General features: G+C 42.7%; 17 protein-coding genes. 14 read left to right on the plus strand and 3 right to left on the minus strand.

Annotated features, from left to right (window positions below):
* The first annotated feature begins 758 nt into the window (after positions 1-758).
* The 4 genes from thrS (at position 759) to rnr (ending at position 7231) form a co-directional block, all read left to right on the plus strand.
* Positions 759-2693, plus strand: a complete 1935-nt coding sequence (gene thrS / locus ES754_RS06595) for a threonine--tRNA ligase (protein ID WP_147223367.1) — start codon at positions 759-761, stop codon at positions 2691-2693.
* A 23-nt stretch (positions 2694-2716) separates the two neighbouring features.
* The gene (infC, locus tag ES754_RS06600; protein ID WP_147223369.1) at positions 2717-3220 is read left to right on the plus strand and encodes a translation initiation factor IF-3; all 504 of its coding nucleotides are present in this window, start codon (positions 2717-2719) and stop codon (positions 3218-3220) included.
* A 353-nt stretch (positions 3221-3573) separates the two neighbouring features.
* Positions 3574-4818 carry a toxic anion resistance protein gene (locus ES754_RS06605; RefSeq protein WP_147223371.1) on the plus strand — a complete coding sequence of 415 codons (1245 nt, stop codon included), beginning with the start codon at positions 3574-3576 and terminating at the stop codon, positions 4816-4818.
* Positions 4819-4960: 142 nt separating this feature from the next.
* On the plus strand, positions 4961-7231 hold the full coding sequence (rnr, locus tag ES754_RS06610; protein WP_147223372.1) for a ribonuclease R: 2271 nt from the start codon (positions 4961-4963) through the stop codon (positions 7229-7231).
* 111 nt (positions 7232-7342) lie between these two features.
* Here rnr and ES754_RS06615 read toward each other — a convergent pair whose 3' ends face one another.
* From ES754_RS06615 to hisA, 3 genes are all read right to left on the minus strand, one after another.
* Positions 7343-7654 (minus strand): hypothetical protein, encoded by a 312-nt coding sequence (locus tag ES754_RS06615; protein ID WP_147223374.1) that lies wholly within the window; start codon positions 7652-7654, stop codon positions 7343-7345.
* Between the two features lie 103 nt (positions 7655-7757).
* Positions 7758-9524, minus strand: a complete 1767-nt coding sequence (locus tag ES754_RS06620) for a mechanosensitive ion channel domain-containing protein (protein WP_147223376.1) — start codon at positions 9522-9524, stop codon at positions 7758-7760.
* Positions 9525-9620: 96 nt separating this feature from the next.
* On the minus strand, positions 9621-10361 hold the full coding sequence (hisA, locus tag ES754_RS06625) for a 1-(5-phosphoribosyl)-5-[(5-phosphoribosylamino)methylideneamino]imidazole-4-carboxamide isomerase (protein ID WP_147223378.1): 741 nt from the start codon (positions 10359-10361) through the stop codon (positions 9621-9623).
* Positions 10362-11162: 801 nt separating this feature from the next.
* Here hisA and ES754_RS06630 point away from each other — a divergent pair.
* From ES754_RS06630 to ES754_RS06675, 10 genes are all read left to right on the plus strand, one after another.
* Positions 11163-12515: a Na(+)-translocating NADH-quinone reductase subunit A gene (locus ES754_RS06630; RefSeq protein ID WP_147223380.1), complete on the plus strand. Its 1353-nt coding sequence runs from the start codon at positions 11163-11165 to the stop codon at positions 12513-12515.
* A gap of 5 nt (positions 12516-12520) precedes the next feature.
* Entirely contained in the window at positions 12521-13756 is a 1236-nt protein-coding gene (locus tag ES754_RS06635; RefSeq protein ID WP_147223382.1) for an NADH:ubiquinone reductase (Na(+)-transporting) subunit B, read from the plus strand.
* On the plus strand, positions 13737-14675 hold the full coding sequence (locus ES754_RS06640; RefSeq protein WP_147223384.1) for a Na(+)-translocating NADH-quinone reductase subunit C: 939 nt from the start codon (positions 13737-13739) through the stop codon (positions 14673-14675). Before ES754_RS06635 ends, ES754_RS06640 begins: the two co-directional genes overlap by 20 nt.
* Before the next feature lies 1 nt (position 14676).
* Positions 14677-15348 carry an NADH:ubiquinone reductase (Na(+)-transporting) subunit D gene (locus tag ES754_RS06645; protein WP_147223385.1) on the plus strand — a complete coding sequence of 224 codons (672 nt, stop codon included), beginning with the start codon at positions 14677-14679 and terminating at the stop codon, positions 15346-15348.
* The gene (gene nqrE, locus ES754_RS06650) at positions 15348-15956 is read left to right on the plus strand and encodes an NADH:ubiquinone reductase (Na(+)-transporting) subunit E (protein ID WP_147223387.1); all 609 of its coding nucleotides are present in this window, start codon (positions 15348-15350) and stop codon (positions 15954-15956) included. The genes ES754_RS06645 and nqrE overlap by 1 nt, the downstream gene beginning before the upstream one ends.
* A gap of 192 nt (positions 15957-16148) precedes the next feature.
* Positions 16149-17384 (plus strand): NADH:ubiquinone reductase (Na(+)-transporting) subunit F, encoded by a 1236-nt coding sequence (nqrF, locus tag ES754_RS06655; protein WP_147223389.1) that lies wholly within the window; start codon positions 16149-16151, stop codon positions 17382-17384.
* 126 nt (positions 17385-17510) lie between these two features.
* Positions 17511-18635 (plus strand): FAD:protein FMN transferase, encoded by a 1125-nt coding sequence (locus ES754_RS06660; RefSeq protein ID WP_147223391.1) that lies wholly within the window; start codon positions 17511-17513, stop codon positions 18633-18635.
* A gap of 110 nt (positions 18636-18745) precedes the next feature.
* Complete coding sequence (gene nqrM / locus ES754_RS06665) at positions 18746-18994, plus strand: (Na+)-NQR maturation NqrM (protein ID WP_147223393.1); 249 nt, start codon at positions 18746-18748, stop codon at positions 18992-18994.
* Positions 18995-19428: 434 nt separating this feature from the next.
* Positions 19429-20685 (plus strand): MFS transporter, encoded by a 1257-nt coding sequence (locus ES754_RS06670; RefSeq protein WP_227677848.1) that lies wholly within the window; start codon positions 19429-19431, stop codon positions 20683-20685.
* 124 nt (positions 20686-20809) lie between these two features.
* A complete protein-coding gene (locus ES754_RS06675) occupies positions 20810-21622 on the plus strand; it encodes an arylesterase (RefSeq protein ID WP_147223395.1) in 813 nt (270 codons plus the stop codon).
* The last annotated feature ends 2 nt before the right edge of the window (positions 21623-21624 follow it).

Raw genomic sequence — 21624 nt, forward strand, 5'->3', positions numbered from 1 at the left:
TATAACATAAAATGTAAGTCTGTCAACCCTTTGTTCTAATTCGTTTCAGTAAGTGAGTCAGGTTATAAGTGTGTTACTTATGTCGCTGCTCTCCCTTGCTGAGGGGCGTATTATAGACGCTTTTAAGTTGGTGTCAAGAGCCTTTTTAGAATTAATTGAATTTAGTCGCTAATGATCTGATATAGGGTGACTTAGAACCCCTTATTATTATAAAGATAGCTATCTGAGCTTAATTGTCAGCTTTGATGAAGCTACTATCTATCTTAGCGTACTACGTCATTTAGTGATTCAACTATTAATCATACACTTATATAGTGTAGATGGTTTTAAACTATCTGATTGATGCTCATGACTAACCTTCTATACATAGCGGCGCTACTAACTACTAGTTTATAGGTTTACCACATTATTAATAATGCCATTTGCGTTCTATTACTTGTATTACCTACTTTTTATAATGCTATCTTCTGCTGTCTAGTGTTTATATACAGTTTTTGCTATAATAATTGGTTTTCTGATTGTATAGTACGGCTCAACGGCACTATCAGTTAACAGTATTTAAAAGATAGGCTGCTGTATTTGGCTCTTGTTCATAATTAATAAGAGTAATACTCTGTTTCAGTCAATCATAATAGATAAGTCATGCTATTAACTCACAATATACCACGATGGGTGGTTATAACATATGTAGTCTTACGGTCATATGTTTGATGGTTGCACTCATCACTGCCAACAGACCCAAAACAGGTGAATAGATTATGGTAGCGATTACTTTACCCGATGGTAGCGTAAAAAACTTCGAAGGCAATACTACCGTTATGGAAGTTGCGCAAAGTATTGGACCAGGGCTTGCTAAAGCAACCGTTGCTGGACGTGTAGATGGTCAGTTAGTTGATGCTTGCGATCCTATCATTGCGGATGCTAAGGTCGAAATCGTTACTGCAAAAGATGATGACGGGGTCGATATCATTCGTCACTCCTGTGCGCATTTGCTCGGCCATGCGGTTAAGCAGCTATATCCTGATGTGAAAATGGTCATCGGTCCCGTGATTGATGATGGATTTTATTATGACATCTTTAGCGAAACACCCTTCACACCTGAGCACATGGAAAAAATTGAAAAACGCATGATGGAACTGATCAAACAGGACTATGATGTCATCAAAAAAATAACGCCTCGTGATGAAGTTATTGAGATATTCAAAGCTCGTGGCGAAGACTATAAGCTTAAGCTGATTAATGATATGCCGGGTGAAGATGCTTTTGGTTTGTATCATCATCAAGAATACGTTGATATGTGCCGTGGCCCCCATGTTCCGAACACTCGTTTTTTGAAAGTCTTTAAACTGACTAAAATGTCAGGTGCCTATTGGCGCGGCGATGCTAAAAATGAGCAGCTACAACGTATTTATGGTACGGCATGGGCTGATAAGAAACAATTAAAAGCTTATATCCAGCGTATCGAAGAAGCAGAAAAACGTGATCACCGTAAAATCGGTAAAGCGTTAAATCTATTCCATATGCAAGAGCAAGCGCCGGGTATGGTGTTTTGGCATCCAAATGGTTGGACGATTTATCAAGTACTTGAGCAATATATGCGCAAAGTACAAAATGATAATGGCTATGAAGAAATCAAAACGCCGCAAATCGTCGATCGTAGCTTGTGGGAGCGTTCTGGTCATTGGGGCAACTATGCGACCAATATGTTTACCACTTCTAGTGAAAGCCGTGATTATGCGGTGAAGCCGATGAACTGTCCGTGTCATGTGCAGGTTTTTAACCAAGGCTTAAAATCTTACCGTGAATTACCATTACGTATGGCTGAGTTTGGCTCTTGTCACCGCAATGAACCATCAGGCTCGTTGCATGGTTTGATGCGCGTACGTGGTTTTACTCAGGATGATGCACATATCTTTTGTACGCAAGCGCAAATTCAACAAGAAGTAGCAGACTTTATTAAGCTAACCCTTGATGTTTATGATGATTTTGGTTTTAAAGACATCATCATGAAGCTCTCTACCCGCCCAGAAAAACGTGTGGGTAGCGAAGAAGCGTGGGACTTTGCCGAAAAAGCGTTGGCTGATGCTTTAAATAACTCAGGACTTGATTGGGAATATCTACCGGGTGAAGGCGCGTTTTATGGTCCTAAAATTGAATTTAGCCTTAAAGACTGCTTAGGTCGTGTATGGCAATGCGGTACGATTCAAGTTGATCCGAATATGCCTGAACGCCTTGACGCTGAATTCGTCAACGAACAAGGTGAGCGCGAAGTTCCTATTATGTTACACCGTGCTATTTTAGGTTCATTCGAGCGCTTTATTGGTATGCTGATCGAACACTATGCCGGTTGGATGCCAGTATGGCTTGCGCCGCAACAAGTAGTGGTAATGAATATCACTGATAAACAAGCTGAAACCTGTGAAAATGTTGTTAAAGAGTTAAAAAATGCAGGCTTGCGCGCTATTAGTGACTTGCGTAACGAAAAAATTGGATTTAAGATACGAGAGAAAACATTAGAACGTATTCCCTATATGCTAGTATTAGGGGATAAAGAAGTCGAATCAGGCAGCGTCAACGTCCGAACCCGCGAAGGTGAAAACCTAGGCGTAATGAGCGTGCCTGAATTTATCACATTAGTAGAAACAGCTGTCGCCGAAAAAGGTCGACACATCCCAAAAATAGATCAGGAGTAATACCTATTAAACAGTCAAACCGTTTGAACATCAACGAAGATATCAGCGCTAAAGAAGTCCGTCTGGTTAAAGAAGATGGCGAACAGATGGGCGTAGTCGATATCGAAACCGCGATGAAAGCGGCACGTGAAGACAGTCTGGATTTAGTCGAATTGGTTCCCGAGGCCAAGCCGCCTGTATGCAAAATCATGGATTATAAACATTTTCTCTATGATCAAAAGCAAAAGGCGAAAGAAGCTAAAAAGAACCAGAAGCAGACTCAGCTTAAAGAGATGAAACTACGTCCTAGTACTGAAGAGGCGGATTATCAGGTTAAACTGAAAAAAATCGTTAGCTTCTTAGAAGACCAAGACAAAGTTAAAATCAGCATTCGCTTCCGTGGTCGTGAAATGGCGCACCAAGAAATTGGTCGTAAGCAACTTGATCGCATCATTGAAGATACCGCTGACATCTCAAACGTCGAGCAATATCCAAAAATGGAAGGTCGGCAAATGGGTATGCTGCTAGGGCCTACGAAAAAGAGATAATTATATAGTAGGTTTTAGTCGCTAAAATACTCATCTATACTTTCTAACCATCAATATGCTGCAGGATATTGGTGGTTTTTTGCCATCAATTCAGGACTTAGCCCTTATAATTACTTACTGGCCACAAATATTAAATAACTTTTAACCCTTACTATTTTACAAAACCAATCTTCATTACCCTTTAAGAACACAGTAACCTTACTATCTATTTAATTTTAATAAATTAACGTTTGATTACGAATCTTCATATTCAGGTTGTTTAATCAATAAATTTCAGCCTCTCTTAAATCTCGTTTGTTAAAAACTAAAATACTTAAAAGAAAATAATTCATATTTCAATGATAGGAAACCTTATGCAAGAGTTGACACCCCCAGACAACACCACGGTTCCAACTATTTCTCTAACGCCTCCTGCTGCTGTTAAAGAAGTACAAAAAAGCGAAGCAGACCAAATGGTCACGTTGGATTCCAGTCATATTCCCGAACTTGATGCCAAGGTTGCTGCTTTTGTTGATAACGTTATTAACAACTCAGTACACAGCTCTGACTTTCAACAAAATGTGCAATCTATCCATAATTTAGGCAACAAAGAAATTCGAGAATCTGCGCAAATATCCAATCGTATGCTAGAGCTACCAGCCAAAAGTCTCAATGACAGCTTGTTCGATAACTCACCCATTGCCAAATCACTTACTGAGCTGCGCGGTATTGTTGAGGATTTAGATCCTAGTAAGAAGGAGCTAACGCATTCACGCAAGCTGTTCGGTATGATTCCATTTGGTAATAAGGTACAAGATTATTTTCGCCAATACGAGTCCGCACAATCACACATCAATGCGGTAGTAACCAGTCTTTATAACGGTAAAGACGAGCTACTTAAAGACAATGCTGTGATTGAGCAAGAAAAAGTAAATATGTGGGAATTAATGCAGTCAATTCGCCAATATATCTATGTTGGTAAAAAAATTGATGAACAGTTAGAACAAAAAGTGTATGCCGTCGAAGCAACAGACCCTGAAAAAGCGCGTATCATTAAAGAAGAGATGCTATTTTATGTGCGCCAAAAGAACACTGACTTTTTAACGCAACTGGCTGTTAACGTCCAAGGTTATTTAGCATTAGATACCATTCGTAAAAATAACTTAGAGCTGATTAAAGGGGTCGATCGGGCCACTACGACCACGGTCTCTGCTCTGCGTACGGCAGTCGTGGTCGCGCAAGCGATGACCAACCAGAAACTGGTACTTGACCAAATTACAGCGCTCAATAAAACCACCAGTAGCTTGATTGAATCGACCTCCGCTATGCTCAAACGCCAATCAATTGAGATTCATGAACAAGCAACCAGCAGCACTATTGAGCTTGATAAATTACAAAACGCCTTCAATAATGTCTATGAAACCATGGATATGATTAGCAATTATAAAATTGAAGCTTTAGAGAATATGAAACAGACGGTTAATACCTTAACCACTGAAGTAGATAAAGCGCAAAAATATTTAGATAAATCAAACCAGACGACAGTGCTTGAAGTGTCAAGAGAATTGGACACTAAGAAGATAACAGATAAGTCTGGTTCGCTTGATATTGATATCTAGTACTTTTACATATCTAGTGCCTTTACCTGCTAAGAAACCACGGGCTGTCTACAATACATAAGATAATTGACGCAAGATATTGCAGCGTTGTTCGTGTTAAGATAGCTATAACTAATAATCTTAAAAATAGATACGGTACTTTATGAGTTGGAATGATCCAAACGCCTCGGCTGAAGCACAAAAATATATTAATCCTATTCCTAGTCGTGAGCTGATATTGAGCACGATTACAGAGCAAGGTGAGCTGACGCATCCGCAGTTGGCAAAAGCCTTTAATATTACTGATCCTGATCAATTTGATGCATTAGGCAACCGCCTTAAAGCGATGGTTCGTGATGGACAAGTTAATCGCGATGGTCGACCTTATCGATTTCGTACAGTGACGCAGCATGATGTTGTCAGAGGTACGGTATCTGCTCATCCTAAAGGTTTTGGCTTTGTACTATTAAGTGACATGCCTGATTTATTTTTGCATGAAAAACAGATGCGTTGGGTATTCAATGGCGATATAGTTGATGCTATCGGTACGTCAACTGACAACCGTGGCCGTACTGAAGGACGCATTGTTGACGTTACTGAACGCCATCAGAACCACTTTATAGGGACGCTTGCACAAGATGAAGATGGCTATTGCGTAGAGCTTGGTAGTCCTAACAACCATCAACCAATTACCGTTACTGAAGATAATGTGCAAGCATTAGGCGCTAAGCTTGGTAATCCAGTGAAGGTCGATGTGATTGATTGGCCTAACCAGCATGAATTTGCTACCGGCAAAATCACTGAATTGCTTAATGATGAGAATGACCGTGAATTAATTATTGAAACCACCTTATTAAACTACGATATTCCTTCTGAATTTAGTGCGGCGGCCCTTAAACAAGCTGATGACTATCGTGAGCCGAGTAAAAAAGATTTAAAAGGCCGTACTGATTTACGTGATATTGCGTTGATTACGATTGATGGCGCAGATGCACGTGACTTTGATGATGCCGTATTTGCTGAAAAGCGCGCTGGTGGCAATTATCGTGTACTGGTCGCCATCGCTGACGTGAGTTTTTATGTGACACCAAACTCTCCACTGGATGTTGATGCATATGAGCGTGGTACCTCAGTTTATTTTCCACATCGCGTAATTCCGATGTTGCCTGAAGTGCTTTCAAATGGTTTGTGCTCGTTGAACCCTAACGTTGATCGCTTATGTATGGTTGCTGATATCAAAGTATCGCGTGCCGGTAAGGTCACAGGTTATGAATTTTATCCGGCGGTAATGAATTCACAAGCGCGCTTGACTTATAACCAAGTAAACGATTATTTTGCCAATCCAAAAGATGAGAGCATTCCTAAATCGTTGACTGGTAATGACGCCGTTAAAAAATCTGTCGATACATTGCATCAGCTGTATGATTTACTGCTTAAGAAGCGTGAAGAACGTCATGCAATGGAATTCGAGACGGTCGAAACCTATATCGAATTCAACGAAAAAGGTGGTATTGCCGCTATTTTACCGCGTACTCGTGGCGATGCGCATAAGCTTATTGAAGAGTGCATGCTGCTTGCCAATACTTGTGCGGCAAACTTTGCGCTACAAAACGAGCTGCCTGTCTTGTATCGTAACCATGATAAACCTGACGGTGAAAAATCAATGCGTATTCATGAATATGCGAAGAACTTTGGTTTAAGCTTCCCGGAAGAGAACCCAACGCAAGCAGACTATCAGCGCATTATTGAAGCCACTAAAGACCGTCCTGATGCCATTAGCGTTCATAGTATGTTACTGCGTTCAATGATGCAGGCCAATTATTCACCTGATAATATCGGTCACTTTGGTTTGGCCTATGACGAATACAGTCACTTTACCTCGCCGATTCGCCGCTATCCTGACTTAATGCTACATCGTGCCATTAAAGCAAAAGTGACTAATAGTACGCAGCCAGTCATGGAATTCTCTCTTGAAGGCGCTGGCACGCAAACGTCAGATACAGAACGCCGCGCTGAAAAAGCGTCACGCTTTGTAGAGTCTTGGTTAAAGTGTCATTACATGAAAGATCATGTTGGCGAAGAATTCGATGGTGTGGTCACGACTGTGACAAGCTTTGGTCTATTTGTGACATTAACAGATTTGTATATCGATGGTCTGGTGCATATCTCTAACGTTGGTAATGACTTCTTTGTTTATGACGAGAAGCAACAACAGCTTATCGGTAAAGACAAAGGCACATTATTTGGGCTTGGCGATTCGGTACGCGTCAAAGTTGCTGGCGTGAATATGGACTTATTACAAATCGACTTTGATCTTAAGTCTAAACTGCAAGCGAGTCAGATGAATCAAACTGAAGCGAGTCCAGCTAAGAAAAAACCACGCCGTAGTAGTGGTAATAATGGTAATGGTAATGGTAAGAGCAAAAAAGACTAATACTATTTGAACATAAGACCCAATGAAAAAGAAAAGGCTAACGTTATGTTAGCCTTTTCTTATGCGGCTGATTTGATTGAAGTTGACTTTAATAATTAGAAACCGTTTTTATTACTGTGCCTTATTCATTTGCGCCAAACGTTCTTCCTCCGCTTGCTGCGCATCGTCTATCTGAACGCTCGCTTTATCAAGTATGGCTTTGGGTTGCTCGCCTAGGGGCTTATCTGTAATCATTGTCGATTCATTTACATTAATATCAACTTCATTCATAACATTATTGCTGTCTTGAGCTGGGTCTTCTTTAGTACCTGAGTCGACCATAGCGACTCTATTTTGTTCATGATGGTTACTGTTAACCATATTAAATCCCAGCAACATAGCCATACTTATTAACGCAATAACAATTAGATATTTTGCTTGCATAGTGGTTCTCTTTATAATGACACTTTCTATAATGACGCGCTCTACTATTAAAGATCGTTCTTAATTATCGAGCGCTGTGCCATATTTATTGCATTTTTCATGCCTATTCTTGCGGGCTATTCTTATTCAATAAATCAGTCTCATTAGTATTTTCAGCTATTTCTTGTTCAACCTTTTCCATCAGCTTTTCATCCGGACGCGCATTGAGCACGTCATCAGCATTGTGACCTTGTAGAATAATCTTGGCACGGGCTTTAGCCTGCTTTTTATCTTTATCATCCATCGTAGGTTCGTCGATAGCAAAGTCACTAGCTGGTATAGAAATAGCGGGCGTTATAATAGTCTCAGAGCTGGACTTATTAGCATCAAAATTGGTATTTAAGTTTGCAATTGCCTTTTCTAACTTATGATTGAAGCGTAACCGATAAATAGGTTCCGGTAAGCTAAAGCCTTCGTTCTCTAAAGCATGCTTGGTTTCACGAATGGCAATACTGCGCGCTTTAGAAAAATCGGTCGCTGATTGGTTAACCCACACTTGAAACTCAAGAAGGATGTTCGAGTCGCCAATTTCTTTAATAACAGCAATGGCTTTGGGCTTGTCTAATACAAAGTCTAACGTACATATCGCATCAATCCCGACTTTAATAGCGGCCAATGGATCATCATTGGCATCAACGCCAAGCTCAAAGGTAAAGCGGCGTTCAGGGTTTTTTGTGTAGTTTAAGATGGTACTTTTAAAAACTTCTCCATTGGGAATCCGCAGTTGATTGCCGTCTAAAGTCATTAAAATGGTCGCTCGAGAAGTTAACCGTACGACAATGCCCTCTTTACCATTAATGACGATGTGATCACGAGCACGGAACGGTTGGCGAACACTCAGCATCAAGGAGGCAATATAGTTTTCAATAGTATCTTTTACTGCAAAGCCAACCGCGATACCAATAACCCCTGCACCGCCCAGCAGTGTGCTCAAGATGGTTTCTGCACCCACGAGACTTAATGCCAATATTAAGCCAAAGATAATGAAAATAACTTTGACCGTTTGCGCTAACAGCTCAGCTACAAATGGATTGGGCGTCAAACGTTGCCACATTTTTTGTCGATTGGATAGCCAACTACCAAACCAAGTCACGATAGCAAACACTACAATGCCGACAAATAATAAAGGTAAAGCTTTAATCAACGTCTTACTTTGATTTTTAAGCACTTGATAAACGGTCGTGACATTATCTTGCACATCCAAAGTACGGCTAATCTTGTCCTCAACGGTAACCACATCGGTCAAGCGATTGGTCAAATTAATAGCTTGCTGGGCTTTCTTCTCATTGGGAGCCTCACCGCTTAAAGTGACCACACCTTGGGAGACATTGACATCAATCGCTTTCAAACCTTCGATTTCAGAAAAGATACCGCTGATACGTTGACGGATGTCATTGTCTTTTAGAGGTGTTGGGGTGGTTTCAATTTGGGCATTATTGGTACTTTCACCGCTAATAGTCGGTGCTGGCGTGATTGGCACAGGTGCTGTTGGTAACGCACTGCTATCGGCAGGACTAGTAGTAATGTTGTTAGTATTAATGTTAGGGACATTGGCGATGTTATGGGAGTTATCAGCAATGCGAGGTGGCGCATTAGACTCGCTACTCGCGGTTATTGCGCGTTCTGTTTGATTGTCTGAGGCAGAGTTAGTGGATGATTCAGAATTAAGGGCCGATTCAGAACTTTCTATTTGCGATGCAGTCGTTACACTTGCCTGCTCTTCTCCTACAGCATGGACAGGTAAACCATAAAAGACGTTAAGTAGCAGCAACCATTGACCGCACACCAACAAGTATTGACGTATTAACTGACGGTCAAGAGAAGTAGCCATAAACATCCTTTATAGTTATCTATTGATAATTTCAGTATGAAAAACAATATTAATATATCAATGGTAACAATATAGGCTTTGTCACCTCACTTAAAGTTATTTACGGTCTAAGTAGTTTTGCGCCTCGCCTAAATCTAACGTGCCTTCATAAATGGCGCGGCCAGTAATGATGCCTTCAAGACAGTCGCCATAAGGCTTGAGCAATTTAATATCCTGCATGTCAGTGACGCCGCCAGAAGCTATAACGGGTATACCACCTTCTCGGGCCAAATTGACCGTTTGCTCAACATTCACGCCTTGCATCATGCCATCACGGTTAATGTCCGTATAAACAATCGATGACACACCGACATCGGCAAAACGCTTTGCCAGCTCAGTTGCTTTAGTGTCCGTCACATTTGCCCAGCCATGAGTGGCAACCAAGCCGTCTTTGGCATCGATACCGACAATAATATGTCCAGGAAATTCGCGACAGGCCTCAGCTACGAACTCAGGGGCTTCAACTGCTTTGGTTCCAATAATAATATAAGTCAAACCCGCAGTGATATATTGTTCAATAGTTTGCATATTACGAACACCACCACCCAGCTGAATGGGCAGCTTAGGAAAAGCTTTGGCAATATCATTTACCACACTTCTATGAACCGGCACGCCATCAAATGCGCCATTCAAATCAACTAAATGTAGACGGCGTGCGCCTTCTTTAACCCAGCGTGCCGCTACCGCCACAGGGTCATCAGAGAATACCGTATCATCTTCCATACGACCTTGTTTTAGGCGCACACATTTACCATCTTTTAAATCAATAGCGGGAATAATCACAGGCGCAGCACACATATAGCACTCCTTATAGAAAATATAAATTTGAATAATTAAAGTGTTAAAGATTAAGATAAAACAAAAAAGACACAGTTTGAAATTAAGTATTAAGTTTGAAGCGGGTTCGAAACCAATAGATTTTAGCTACATTTTAAGCGTACTACCACACTCTATTCACTTTGATGCTATTTTATTATTGAATTTATTGTTGAATAAAATTTTTAGAGCAGTTGATTAAAGAGTATACCTCGATAATGAACTATTGATGAGCCATTTTGCTAGATTGCAACAGCAGTATAATGATAGAAAAGCAATTACTAACTGGCAATTTTGGGTCAATTTAGCGTATAATCCTAAGTATATTTGTATTTGTTTCTCTGTTAAATCCATCGCGCAGTTTTGTCGTATCAACATCAGACGTCGAGAATAAATTGTATTAACATTGATGGTAAAACACTGAACTTACAGTTTTTAAGATTGTATAAAACGTATGAAAATAATGCAGGTCAACTCAGGTCTATACCTTTAGCAGTAAGCTTTGGGCACCTATTTGCCACGATCAGCGTTATCATACATCTTGGTAGCCAGTCGCACCTTTGGTAATTCGACTAAGATTTTAACGTGTTGTTAAGGAGTCTAAGGTCAGCGTTAATATTCTTAAGCAGTAATGTCCAAGCGTCATTTTTGAGACCCATCATCACAGTTTTGCTTTAAGGCTACTGATGATCAAGCGTCTTTAGAGTTGCTTATAGCCATTATTGCAGTCGTACCAAACAGGACGTCTGGTATCGTTTTAGACTATGGACTAAGTTTTCGCTTATGATTACCATCAAAAAAGGTTTGGATTTGCCCATCACTGGTGAACCCTCCCGCGAGATATCTGAGCACAGACCCGCACATGTCGCCCTAATTGGCTACGATTATGTGGGTATGAAGCCCACGATGAACGTTAAAGAAGGCGACATTGTAGCAAAAGGTCAACCCGTTTTTGAAGATAAAAAACGAGTGGGCGTTATCTACACAGCGCCTGCTGCTGGCAAAGTCATCGCGATTAAGCGCGGTGAACGTCGGGTGTTCGAAAGTCTTGTGATTGCGGTTGACCCAAACGGTGAAGAAGTAGACTTTGAGCGCTACGACTCCCAACAACTTGCTGACTTAGACTCTAAAGTCGTTGAAACCCAACTGCTTGCCTCTGGCGAATGGACGGCGTTTCGTACCCGTCCCTTTAGCCGCTCTCCTGATATCGGTGCCCGTCCACATGCTATTTTTGTGACAGCGATCGATACCAATCCATTAGCGTTTGATCCGATGTTGCTTATCAATGAGCAACTACAAGCATTCAATGACGGCTTAGCAGTATTATCAACGTTAAGCCCAAAGACCTTTGTTTGCCATCATGGTGACGCCCAGCTGATGCCAGTAGCGAAAACAGCTGCTAATAATGTCACTGAGTATCATAGCTTTACTGGTAAGCATCCAGCGGGACTTGCCGGCACGCACATTCACTTTTTGCATCCTATTGCTCGCGGCGTGACCGTCTGGACAATTGGCTATCAAGATGTGATTGCTATCGGTAAATTGTTTACCACTGGTCGTCTATATACTCGTCGCCTGCTCAGCTTAGCTGGCCCTGCGGTTAACAATCCGCATCTTATCGCCACCGAACGCGGTGCGGATATTATGGCATTGACCAAAGGTAAGCTTGTCGATGGCGACAACCGTATTATTTCAGGATCAGTATTATCCGGTCGTAAGCTGTTTCCAAATATCGCTTATTTAGGTCGTTTCCATGATCAAATCAGCGTATTAGCAGAAGGCTATGAGCGTCCGGCGTTCCACTTTTTGACGCCCGGTTCTAACCGCTTCTCTAAACTGCCTATTTATATCTCGCAATTCTTTGGTAGTAAGAAATATAACTTCACCACAACTACCAATGGCTCACCGCGAGCGATGGTACCTATTGGGGTTTATGAAGAGATTATGCCGCAAGATTATTTGCCGACGCAGCTGATGCGTGCGCTGATTATCGAAGATATTATCACGGCAGTTGATTTAGGTGTCCTTGAGCTGGACGAAGAAGATGTGGCGTTATGCACCTTCGTGTCTCCTGGTAAATATGAATACAGTGACATTTTGCGTGATAACTTAACGCGCATTGAGCTGGAGGGCTAACCACGATGAAATTTTTACACAATATGTTCGATCGTATGGAGCCGTCCTTTCTGAAGGGTGGCAAACACGAAAAGTACTATGCTCTCTTTGAGATGTTTGACACTTTTTTACGTCAACCGAGCTCAACAACGTTTACCTCATCACACGTGCGCGATGGTATTGACCTAAAACGTATTATGATTACCGTATGGATGTGTACCTTCCCAGCGATGTTTTGGGGTATGTATAACGTTGGTCATCAAGCCTTAACAGCAGTTGAGCGCCTTGGCTTACAGCCTGACGGCTGGCGTACTATTATCACCAGTATGGCAGGCTATAACCCGGAAAATATCTGGGCGTGCTTTGTCTATGGTGCGATGCAGTTCTTACCGATTTATCTGGTCACCTTTGCAGTGGGTATTTTTTGTGAGATTTTATTTGCAGTGGTTCGTGGCCATGAGGTTAATGAAGGCTTCTTTGTGACCTCAGTACTTTATGCACTGATTCTGCCACCGGATATTCCGTTATGGCAAGTTGCCCTAGGCATTATCTTTGGGGTCGTCGTTGCTAAAGAAGTATTCGGCGGCACCGGTAAGAACTTCCTGAACCCTGCTCTATCCGGCCGGGCGTTCTTATACTTTGCTTATCCTGCTTATATGTCAGGCGACTCAGTATGGACGGCAGTTGATGGATTCTCAGGTGCGACACCGCTTGGTCTTGCTGCTCTTGGCGTAACACCAGACAAATTCGTTGACGTGTATGGTCAAGCGATCACATGGAGCGATGCATTCTTCGGTAATATACAAGGCAGTATCGGTGAAGTATCGACCATTGCTATTTTGCTTGGTGCCTCTGTTCTGTTATGGACGCGCATTGCCTCATGGCGCATTATGTTAGGCTGCGTTATTGGTCTGATTGCCACCTCAGGTATCTTTAACATGATTGGCTCTGAAGACAATCTCATGATGAACTTGCCCTTCTATTGGCACTTAGTCATTGGTGGTTTTGCCTTTGGCGCCGTATTCATGGCAACCGATCCGGTGTCAGCGGCGCATACTAATAAAGGACGCTGGGCTTATGGCATCTTGATTGGCTTTATGACGGTATTGATTCGAGTTGTGAATCCAGCCTTCCCAGAAGGCATCATGCTTGCCATTCTCTTTGCCAACTTATTTGCCCCATTGTTTGACTATTTTGTCACCCAAGCCAATATCAAACGCCAAACGGCACGGAGGGTTCGCCATGTCCAAGCCCAAAAGTAACCTTAAGCCTAAAAGCAACAATATGAAAACCATCAGTGTAGCGCTAACGCTATGCTTGGTGTGTTCCGTATTGGTTGCAGCAGCAGCTGTCGGTCTTAAGCCGGCGCAAGTTGAAAACGCGCGCTTGGACCGTAATAAGAACATCTTAGTCGCCGCAAGCATGTTTAACCCAGATTCTGATACCAATGAAGATGTCGCTGAGCGTTTTAAAGACTTCGATATCGAAATTGTTGACTTAAATGCCGGCACTTACTTAGATGATGACGCGCTAAGCAAAGTCGGTATCGCTGATCGTAATACTTATGATGCCAGCCAAGCCAATAAGAACCAGGCATTAAGCGAAGACTTAGGCGATAACGACCCTGCCAGTATCGGCCGTAAACCTAAATACGCTAAAGTTTATGTCAAAAACGATGCCAGCGGTAAACCTGAGATGGTTGTACTGCCCATTCAAGGCTATGGTCTATGGGGTACTATCTACGGATTCTTAACGATTGGCAGCGATATGAATACCATCGAAGGTATCAGCTTTTATGACCATAAAGAAACTCCGGGTCTGGGGGGGCGTATTGAAGAGCCAAAATGGCGGGCGATGTGGAACGGTATCCACTCCTACGATGAGAGTGGCAAGGTTGCTACAGGCGTCACCAAAGCAGGTAATCCAAAAGACAATTGGGTCGACGGTATTAGCGGTGCAACTTTGACCAGTCGCGGCGTGAGTAACATGATCCAGTTTTGGTTAGGGGATCAAGGCTATAAGCCCTATCTAGATCATTTGCGTCAAGAGAGTGGCCAAACACTTGAGAAAGCAGATGCTCAAGCTCGTCAACAGCTAGATGAAAGTCCAGCTCAAACAGAGGCGCACCCCATAACTGAGCTGGTAGCCATGGCACCAGCAGCACACGGCAAGGAGGCATAACATGGCTGACACAAGAAGTATTTTAGTCTCACCTATTTTTGATAACAATCCTATTGGCTTGCAAATCTTAGGCATCTGTTCTGCATTGGCAGTGACTACCAGTGTCGCCAATGCGTTAGTAATGAGTGTGGCATTGACCTTGGTAACAGCATTTTCAAGCTTTTTTATCTCGATCATCCGTAAGCAGATTCCATCAAGTATTCGTATTATTGTACAGATGACGATTATTGCCTCCTTGGTTATTGTGGTCGATCAGATATTAAAGGCAGTCGCTTACGATGTTAGTAAAGGACTGTCGGTCTTCGTTGGTCTGATTATTACCAACTGTATCGTGATGGGCCGTGCAGAAGCCTTTGCAATGAGTAACCCACCCGTGCCCAGCTTTTTAGATGGTATTGGTAACGGTATGGGCTACTCGGCCGTCCTATTATTTGTGGCGACTATTCGTGAGATACTAGGCTCAGGTAGCTGGTTTGGCATTACGTTATTACAAACGACGACTGATGGCGGCTGGTATGTACCAAACGGTCTGTTATTACTGCCACCTTCAGCGTTCTTTATTATTGCGATGTTCATCGTCATTATTCGTATTTGGAAACCTGAACAAATCGAAGAGGCTGAGTTTGTAATGAAGCCGCAATCTAAAGGCATGGCACATGGAGGCGGTCACTAATGGGACATTATGTTAGTTTATTTATAACCTCAGTCTTTATTGAAAATATGGCACTGGCCTATTTCTTAGGTATGTGTACCTTTTTAGCGGTATCGAAAAAAGTATCTACCGCTATTGGTCTTGGGGTTGCAGTCGTCTTCGTTATGGCGCTCACCGTGCCGCTGAATAACCTATTATTTCAGTTTATCCTTAAAGATGGTGCGCTAGCATGGGCGGGTTTCCCTGATATTGATTTAAGCTTTTTAGGCCTGCTCAGCTATATCGGTCTCATTGCTGCTGTGGTACAAATTCTAGAGATGTTTTTGGATAAGTTTGTCCCAAGTCTATATAACGCGCTTGGGATATTCTTGCCACTGATTACGGTTAACTGTGCAATCTTGGGTGGCGTGTTATTCATGGTTGAGCGTGACTACAACTTCGGTGAGTCCATGGTGTATGGCCTTGGTGCTGGTTTTGGTTGGGCACTTGCCATTACTGTATTGGCCGGTATCCGTGAAAAGCTTAAATACTCAGACATTCCAGCGCCACTACAAGGTCTTGGTATTACCTTTATTACAGTTGGTCTGATGTCCCTAGGCTTTATGTCGTTCGGTGGTATGACGATTTAAGTGTTTGTTTAAGTAGCTATTTATCTAAGTGCTTTTCTATTTATACACTTATTTAAGCCGCTAATTAAACACTTAAGCTTAAAACCATACTCAGCTATTTGACCTATTTAATTCATTTATTCGGTAGGGGCTCGGGACAAAACGCAATGACGTCTCCCTATACTCCTACCCCATAGATTAAGGATACATATCATGGATTATGCTACGGCGATTGGTGGCGTTGCTATGTTTACCTTGATCATCATGGGCTTGGTTGTCATTATTTTGGCGGCGCGCTCAAGACTGGTCAGTTCAGGCGATGTGACCATTCACATCAATGATAATCCCGACAACGATGTGGTGACAGCAGCGGGTGGTAAGCTACTACAGACCCTTGCTGGTGAAGGTATATTTTTATCTTCAGCTTGTGGCGGCGGTGGTACGTGTGCCCAATGTCGCTGCCGCGTTATTGAAGGGGGTGGTTCTATTTTGGCTACCGAAACGGGGTATTTTACCCAAGGTGAAATTCGCAATCATATGCGTCTTGCGTGTCAGGTTGCGGTTAAACAAGACATGCAAATTGAGATTGACCCTGAATTCTTTGATGTACAAAAATGGGAATGTGAAGTTATCTCGAACGATAACGTCGCCACCTTTATTAAAGAATTGGTATTGAAGATTCCAGACGGCGAAGAAGTGAACTTCCGCGCGGGTGGTTACGTACAACTAGAGGCGCCACCTCATGAAGTGCACTATAAAGATTTTGATATCGCGGAAGAATATCAAGATGACTGGAACAATTTTGGTATCTTTAAGTATGTCTCGAAAGTTGATGAGCCGGTTATCCGTGCCTATTCAATGGCGAACTATCCGGATGAAAAAGGTTTAATCAAGTTTAATATTCGTATTGCGTCACCGCCGCCGCGTGGCCCTGACGGTATACCGCCAGGTAAAATGTCGTCATGGACGTTTAGTTTAAAACCTGGTGACAAAGTCACCGTATCTGGCCCTTATGGTGAATTCTTCGCTAAGAAAACGAAAGCAGAGATGATATTTGTTGGTGGCGGTGCTGGTATGGCTCCGATGCGCTCGCACATCTTTGATCAGCTGAAACGTCTGCACACTGATCGTAAAATAAGCTTTTGGTATGGTGCCCGCTCTATTCGTGAGATGTTCTACGTTGAAGACTATGACCAGCTAGAAGAAGATTTTGCTAACTTCCAGTGGCATGTGGCTTTATCAGATCCGCTACCAGAAGACAACTGGACAGGCTATAGCGGCTTTATCCATAACGTCTTGTTAGAGGAATATCTAAAAGACCATCCAAATCCAGAAGACTGTGAGTATTACATGTGCGGGCCACCGATGATGAATGCGGCGGTAATCGATATGTTACACAGCCTAGGCGTAGAAGATGAAAATATCATGCTTGATGACTTTGGTGGTTAATAACAGTCATTAAGTAGAGTATTTAATAAACGAATCAAACATCATCGCGGTCAATGAAAACGGTATAAAAGGAGCGTCAACACTGGCGCTCTTTTTTTTAATCTATTTTTGCTGTTGGATAAATCTATGAGTTTTACAACGAACAATACCTTAAACCAGTTTAATAAAGTAGCGCTGCTTACAGGGGCAGCTTTCACAGTTGTCAGTCTATCGGCATGCCAGCAAACACCTGATTATAACTATCTAACTGGTGAGACTATGGGTACCAGTTATCATATTAGTTATCAGTTACCTGAAGGTGTGGATGAGACAGCTGTCCAAGCCGCAATAGACGCGCGCTTGCAGCAGATTAATGACAGTATGTCCACTTATCAGGCGGATGCCACTATCTCTAAATTTAATCGCTTAGCAAAAGACACGCCAATTACTATTGATGCGGATTTTAGCCACGTAATGGAAGTTTCAAGACAGGTCTATGAACAATCAGGCGGGGCATTTGACCCGACGGTTATGCCACTTATTGAGACTTGGGGTTTTGGTAGCACCATGACGGTTGAACGGCTACAAAGCCCGCCAAGTGCCGCCGAAATTGCGCAGGCACAAGCTCTAGTAGACTTCAAAGGGGTAGTGCAAAAAGAGGACAGTATTTATAAGACCAAAGATGGTATCGGTCTTGATTTTTCAGCGGTGGCGAAAGGTTATGGTGTGGATGTGATCGCTGATGTCCTCAAAAATAGCTATCAAATTCGCAACTATATGGTTGAGATTGGTGGTGAAGTAGCCACATCAGGAGTTAGCAGCCAACAGCAACCGTGGCAAATTGCCATCGATGCGCCTATTGAAGGCAGTACGGTGACAGAGCGGCAAACGATTGCAGCTATTCGTCAGCCCATGAATAATGGCAACCAAATGCATTTAGCGACATCAGGCAACTATCGCAATTCAATCCTATTTGCAGGCAAGCGTTATAGCCATACCATCGACCCAACAACTGGCTCACCTATTGTTGGCGGTGCGCCCTCAGTAACGGTGGCAGCAAGTTCGGTAGCGTTGGCTGATGCATGGGCCACAGCGTTGACAGCAATGCCTTATGAAAAAGCGTTAACGACGGCTAAAGAACAAAATATAGCTGCACTGTTTGTAATACTTGCTGATGGTATCAAAGCCGATGCAGCGGCTGATACCATTGACAATTGGCAAACGGTACAGACGCCAGCTATGCAGCAATTACGCGCGGATAAAAAGCGTTAACTCATGATGATAAACCGTCGCAATTAAACGGGCACCTCAAAATTTTGTTATACTGACAGTCAGTAACCTTCACAGACGACTGTCTCATTTTTTAAATACGAGGTCACCCCATGCTTAGCCAAATGCTGCCTATGCTTGCTATCACTTTTACCGTATTCATACTGTTTTTTATCTTTATGGGTATTGGCTACATGTTCCAGAAAAAACCGCTTAGAGGGTCTTGTGGTGGTGTCGCTAAATTAATGGGCAATGAAAAATGCTCATACTGTGGTGACGATCCGAATAAATGCGACTCTATAATTGCAGAACAGCAGGAAAATGCGCTTAAAGCTGCTGAGCTTGGCAAACCTGCTCTATAGTAGGTTTGATTTCTAACCACTTATTAAATGGCCAGTTTACTTAAATAGCGTTAAGAAGCACTCATTTATAGCATCTGGTAACTTTATATGGCTTGTAATAGTAGCTATTAGTTACTATACGCTGGTAGTAGTAATCTGTATCTCCTCTTATAATAGTCTCCAGTCTTATTTATAATCTGAGTAAAATCAGATAAATATCATTCGCTTTCTGCGATATGTATTATTAAATATTTTTTGAAATAGCTTTATCATATAAGTATATTCAACCGTTTTGTTCCATCCTTTATGATTTTCTTTCTGCAAAAACTTATACCATTCTAATCAAATAGTCAGTCACCGGCTTGGTGCAATTTTTGGGTGTTATTTTGCGAGTGGCGGTTTTCCGGCACTCGAAAGTGACGTGGCTTTTTTCTTATTTTGATTGTTGTGCTTCTATGTCTACCCCTTCTGATTTACAGTCCAATTCCCACTTGGATAAGCCGAAAGTATATAACCCACCCTCCTGCAAATTTACCTTTTGGTTAGTGCTCTGCGCCATGATTTTGCTGGGTACCAATATGCGTGGGCCTATTGTCGCGCTAGGTTCCATTAAACCCGTGGTAGAGGCCGCACTCAATATCTCCGGAACTCAAATCGGCTGGCTGGGTGCAGTGCCGATGCTGACTTTTGCCGTTGGTGCCCTAATTTCTCCTGCTATTGGTAAACGCTTTGGTATTGAGAATACGCTAATTGTTATGATTGTCATGCTGACCTTTGGTATGGTGCTGCGTGTTGTTGTGCCCACTTGGATTGGTTTTTTAAGTGGTACGGTGATACTGACTTTAGCCATAGGTTTTGCTAATACTTTAGCAGCACCCGTCATTAAAGAGCGTACCCCCAATAATATCCCGCTCATTACTGGCCTATTCAGTCTGACTATGACCGTAACCGCTGGCATAGTGGCAGGGGTCGTATTGCCATTGTCTGAGCGCGTGGGCTGGCAATGGGCGCTGGGTGGGTGGTCATTTTTGGGTATTTTTGCCATTGCTATCTGGATATTTTTGCGTATACGTTTAGGGTCATCTAGCAATCAAGCCGTTGCTCCTGTGGAGCAGGGTCCATCCAAGATTTCGGTATGGCGCACCGCCTTTGCTTGGCAAATCGCGGTCTTTATGGGCATTCAATCACTGTTATACTATACCGTCGCCAGCTTTCTACCCGCTATTTTGTCTAGTAAAGGCATGAGCGAAATACAAGCAGGACAGATGGCTTCAGTGTTTCAGTTTATGGCACCCGTTGCGATTATAACTTTAACGTGGCTGGTCAATCGTGGGCGTCCTATTCAGGCTCTAGCTGTGCTGGCAGCGGTATTTAACGTTATTGGTATTCTGGGTCTTAGCTATACGTCTACTGATTGGGCATGGCTGTGGTCAGCTCTGATGGGCGCTGGCTGTTCAGCGATTTTTACTTTGAGTATGATGCTGTTCTCCTTGCGCACTTATACTACCAATCAGGCCAGCGAGCTCTCTGGTATGGCGCAGTTCGTCGGCTATATCATTGCTTTTTTTGGCCCGTTAGGCACCGGTTGGCTGAATGAAGCGACTGATAACTGGGACTTACCGCTACTTATCATATTAATCCTGATGATTCTTAACGTCGGTATTGCCTGGCTAGTCAGTCGTCCAGTCATGGTCGATGGTAAAAAGATTTAAGAGGCATTAAAACGGTTTAGGATAAATCTAGGCGGGTTAACCATTCACAATTAAACACTGTTGAATGGTTAACCCGCCTTTTTATTTGCTACACTAGATTGATTGTAAATAGGACCAGACAGCCATGATAGATGTATCTCTAAGTTCCAGTAAACGCTATAACGTGGCAGTCATCATGCTGAGCACTTTATTAATGCTAACTATTAGTGGCTGCCAAAAAGCACCTGATGCGGATAGCGTTACTGATGACACGGTGATAACTACCCAAACCACGCCTGCCAGCCCGGCGCAAAATGAGCAGCAAGTGAACCAGTCAGTCAATAGTCAAGTATTAACGATATTGGCACTGGGCGATTCTTTAACAGAAGGTCTTGGGGTAGCAAATGATGACAATTATCCAGCGCAGTTAGAGGCACGGTTACAAGAAATGGGCTATAACAATGTCAAAGTGGTCAATTCGGGCTTAAGTGGCGAGACCAGTAGCGGCTTAGTTAATCGTCTAGATTGGGTCACCCAAACCAAGCCAGACATTACTATCTTAACGATTGGCGCCAATGATGCCATTCGCGGTATTGATGTGGCAATCGTTGAGGCCAATATTCGTACTGCCGTTAAGCACCTTCAAGATAATGGCAGTGAGGTAATCTTAGGTGGCATGCAGATTTATGACAATCTCGGCTCTGATTACGTGCAGTCTTTTGCCGCGATGTACCCAAAAATAGCCAAAGAGATGAATGTGACGCTGATTCCTTTCTTTTTAGACGGGGTCGGCGGTGATCCTAAGCTCAATCAAGCAGATGCGATTCATCCCACTAGCGAAGGCTATACCATCATCGTTAATGATAATATCCTACCGATATTGCAGCCTGAGGTTGAGCAAATGCTTGTGGCTAAGACTAATAAGACGAGCCTACCAGCACCAGTAGTCACAAATTAAAT

The organism is Psychrobacter frigidicola, from assembly GCF_007997305.1.
GTDB classification, from domain to species: domain Bacteria; phylum Pseudomonadota; class Gammaproteobacteria; order Pseudomonadales; family Moraxellaceae; genus Psychrobacter; species Psychrobacter frigidicola.

Excerpts from the sequence above, each read along its gene's own strand:
- thrS (WP_147223367.1), top strand. The coding sequence starts at position 759 with ATGGTAGCGATTACTTTACCCGATGGTAGCGTAAAAAACTTCGAAGGC.
- ES754_RS06605 (WP_147223371.1), top strand. The coding sequence starts at position 3,574 with ATGCAAGAGTTGACACCCCCAGACAACACCACGGTTCCAACTATTTCT.
- rnr (WP_147223372.1), top strand. The coding sequence starts at position 4,961 with ATGAGTTGGAATGATCCAAACGCCTCGGCTGAAGCACAAAAATATATT.
- ES754_RS06615 (WP_147223374.1), bottom strand. The coding sequence starts at position 7,654 with ATGCAAGCAAAATATCTAATTGTTATTGCGTTAATAAGTATGGCTATG.
- ES754_RS06620 (WP_147223376.1), bottom strand. The coding sequence starts at position 9,524 with ATGGCTACTTCTCTTGACCGTCAGTTAATACGTCAATACTTGTTGGTG.
- hisA (WP_147223378.1), bottom strand. The coding sequence starts at position 10,361 with ATGTGTGCTGCGCCTGTGATTATTCCCGCTATTGATTTAAAAGATGGT.
- ES754_RS06630 (WP_147223380.1), top strand. The coding sequence starts at position 11,163 with ATGATTACCATCAAAAAAGGTTTGGATTTGCCCATCACTGGTGAACCC.
- ES754_RS06635 (WP_147223382.1), top strand. The coding sequence starts at position 12,521 with ATGAAATTTTTACACAATATGTTCGATCGTATGGAGCCGTCCTTTCTG.
- ES754_RS06640 (WP_147223384.1), top strand. The coding sequence starts at position 13,737 with ATGTCCAAGCCCAAAAGTAACCTTAAGCCTAAAAGCAACAATATGAAA.
- ES754_RS06645 (WP_147223385.1), top strand. The coding sequence starts at position 14,677 with ATGGCTGACACAAGAAGTATTTTAGTCTCACCTATTTTTGATAACAAT.
- nqrE (WP_147223387.1), top strand. The coding sequence starts at position 15,348 with ATGGGACATTATGTTAGTTTATTTATAACCTCAGTCTTTATTGAAAAT.
- nqrF (WP_147223389.1), top strand. The coding sequence starts at position 16,149 with ATGGATTATGCTACGGCGATTGGTGGCGTTGCTATGTTTACCTTGATC.
- ES754_RS06660 (WP_147223391.1), top strand. The coding sequence starts at position 17,511 with ATGAGTTTTACAACGAACAATACCTTAAACCAGTTTAATAAAGTAGCG.
- nqrM (WP_147223393.1), top strand. The coding sequence starts at position 18,746 with ATGCTTAGCCAAATGCTGCCTATGCTTGCTATCACTTTTACCGTATTC.
- ES754_RS06670 (WP_227677848.1), top strand. The coding sequence starts at position 19,429 with ATGTCTACCCCTTCTGATTTACAGTCCAATTCCCACTTGGATAAGCCG.
- ES754_RS06675 (WP_147223395.1), top strand. The coding sequence starts at position 20,810 with ATGATAGATGTATCTCTAAGTTCCAGTAAACGCTATAACGTGGCAGTC.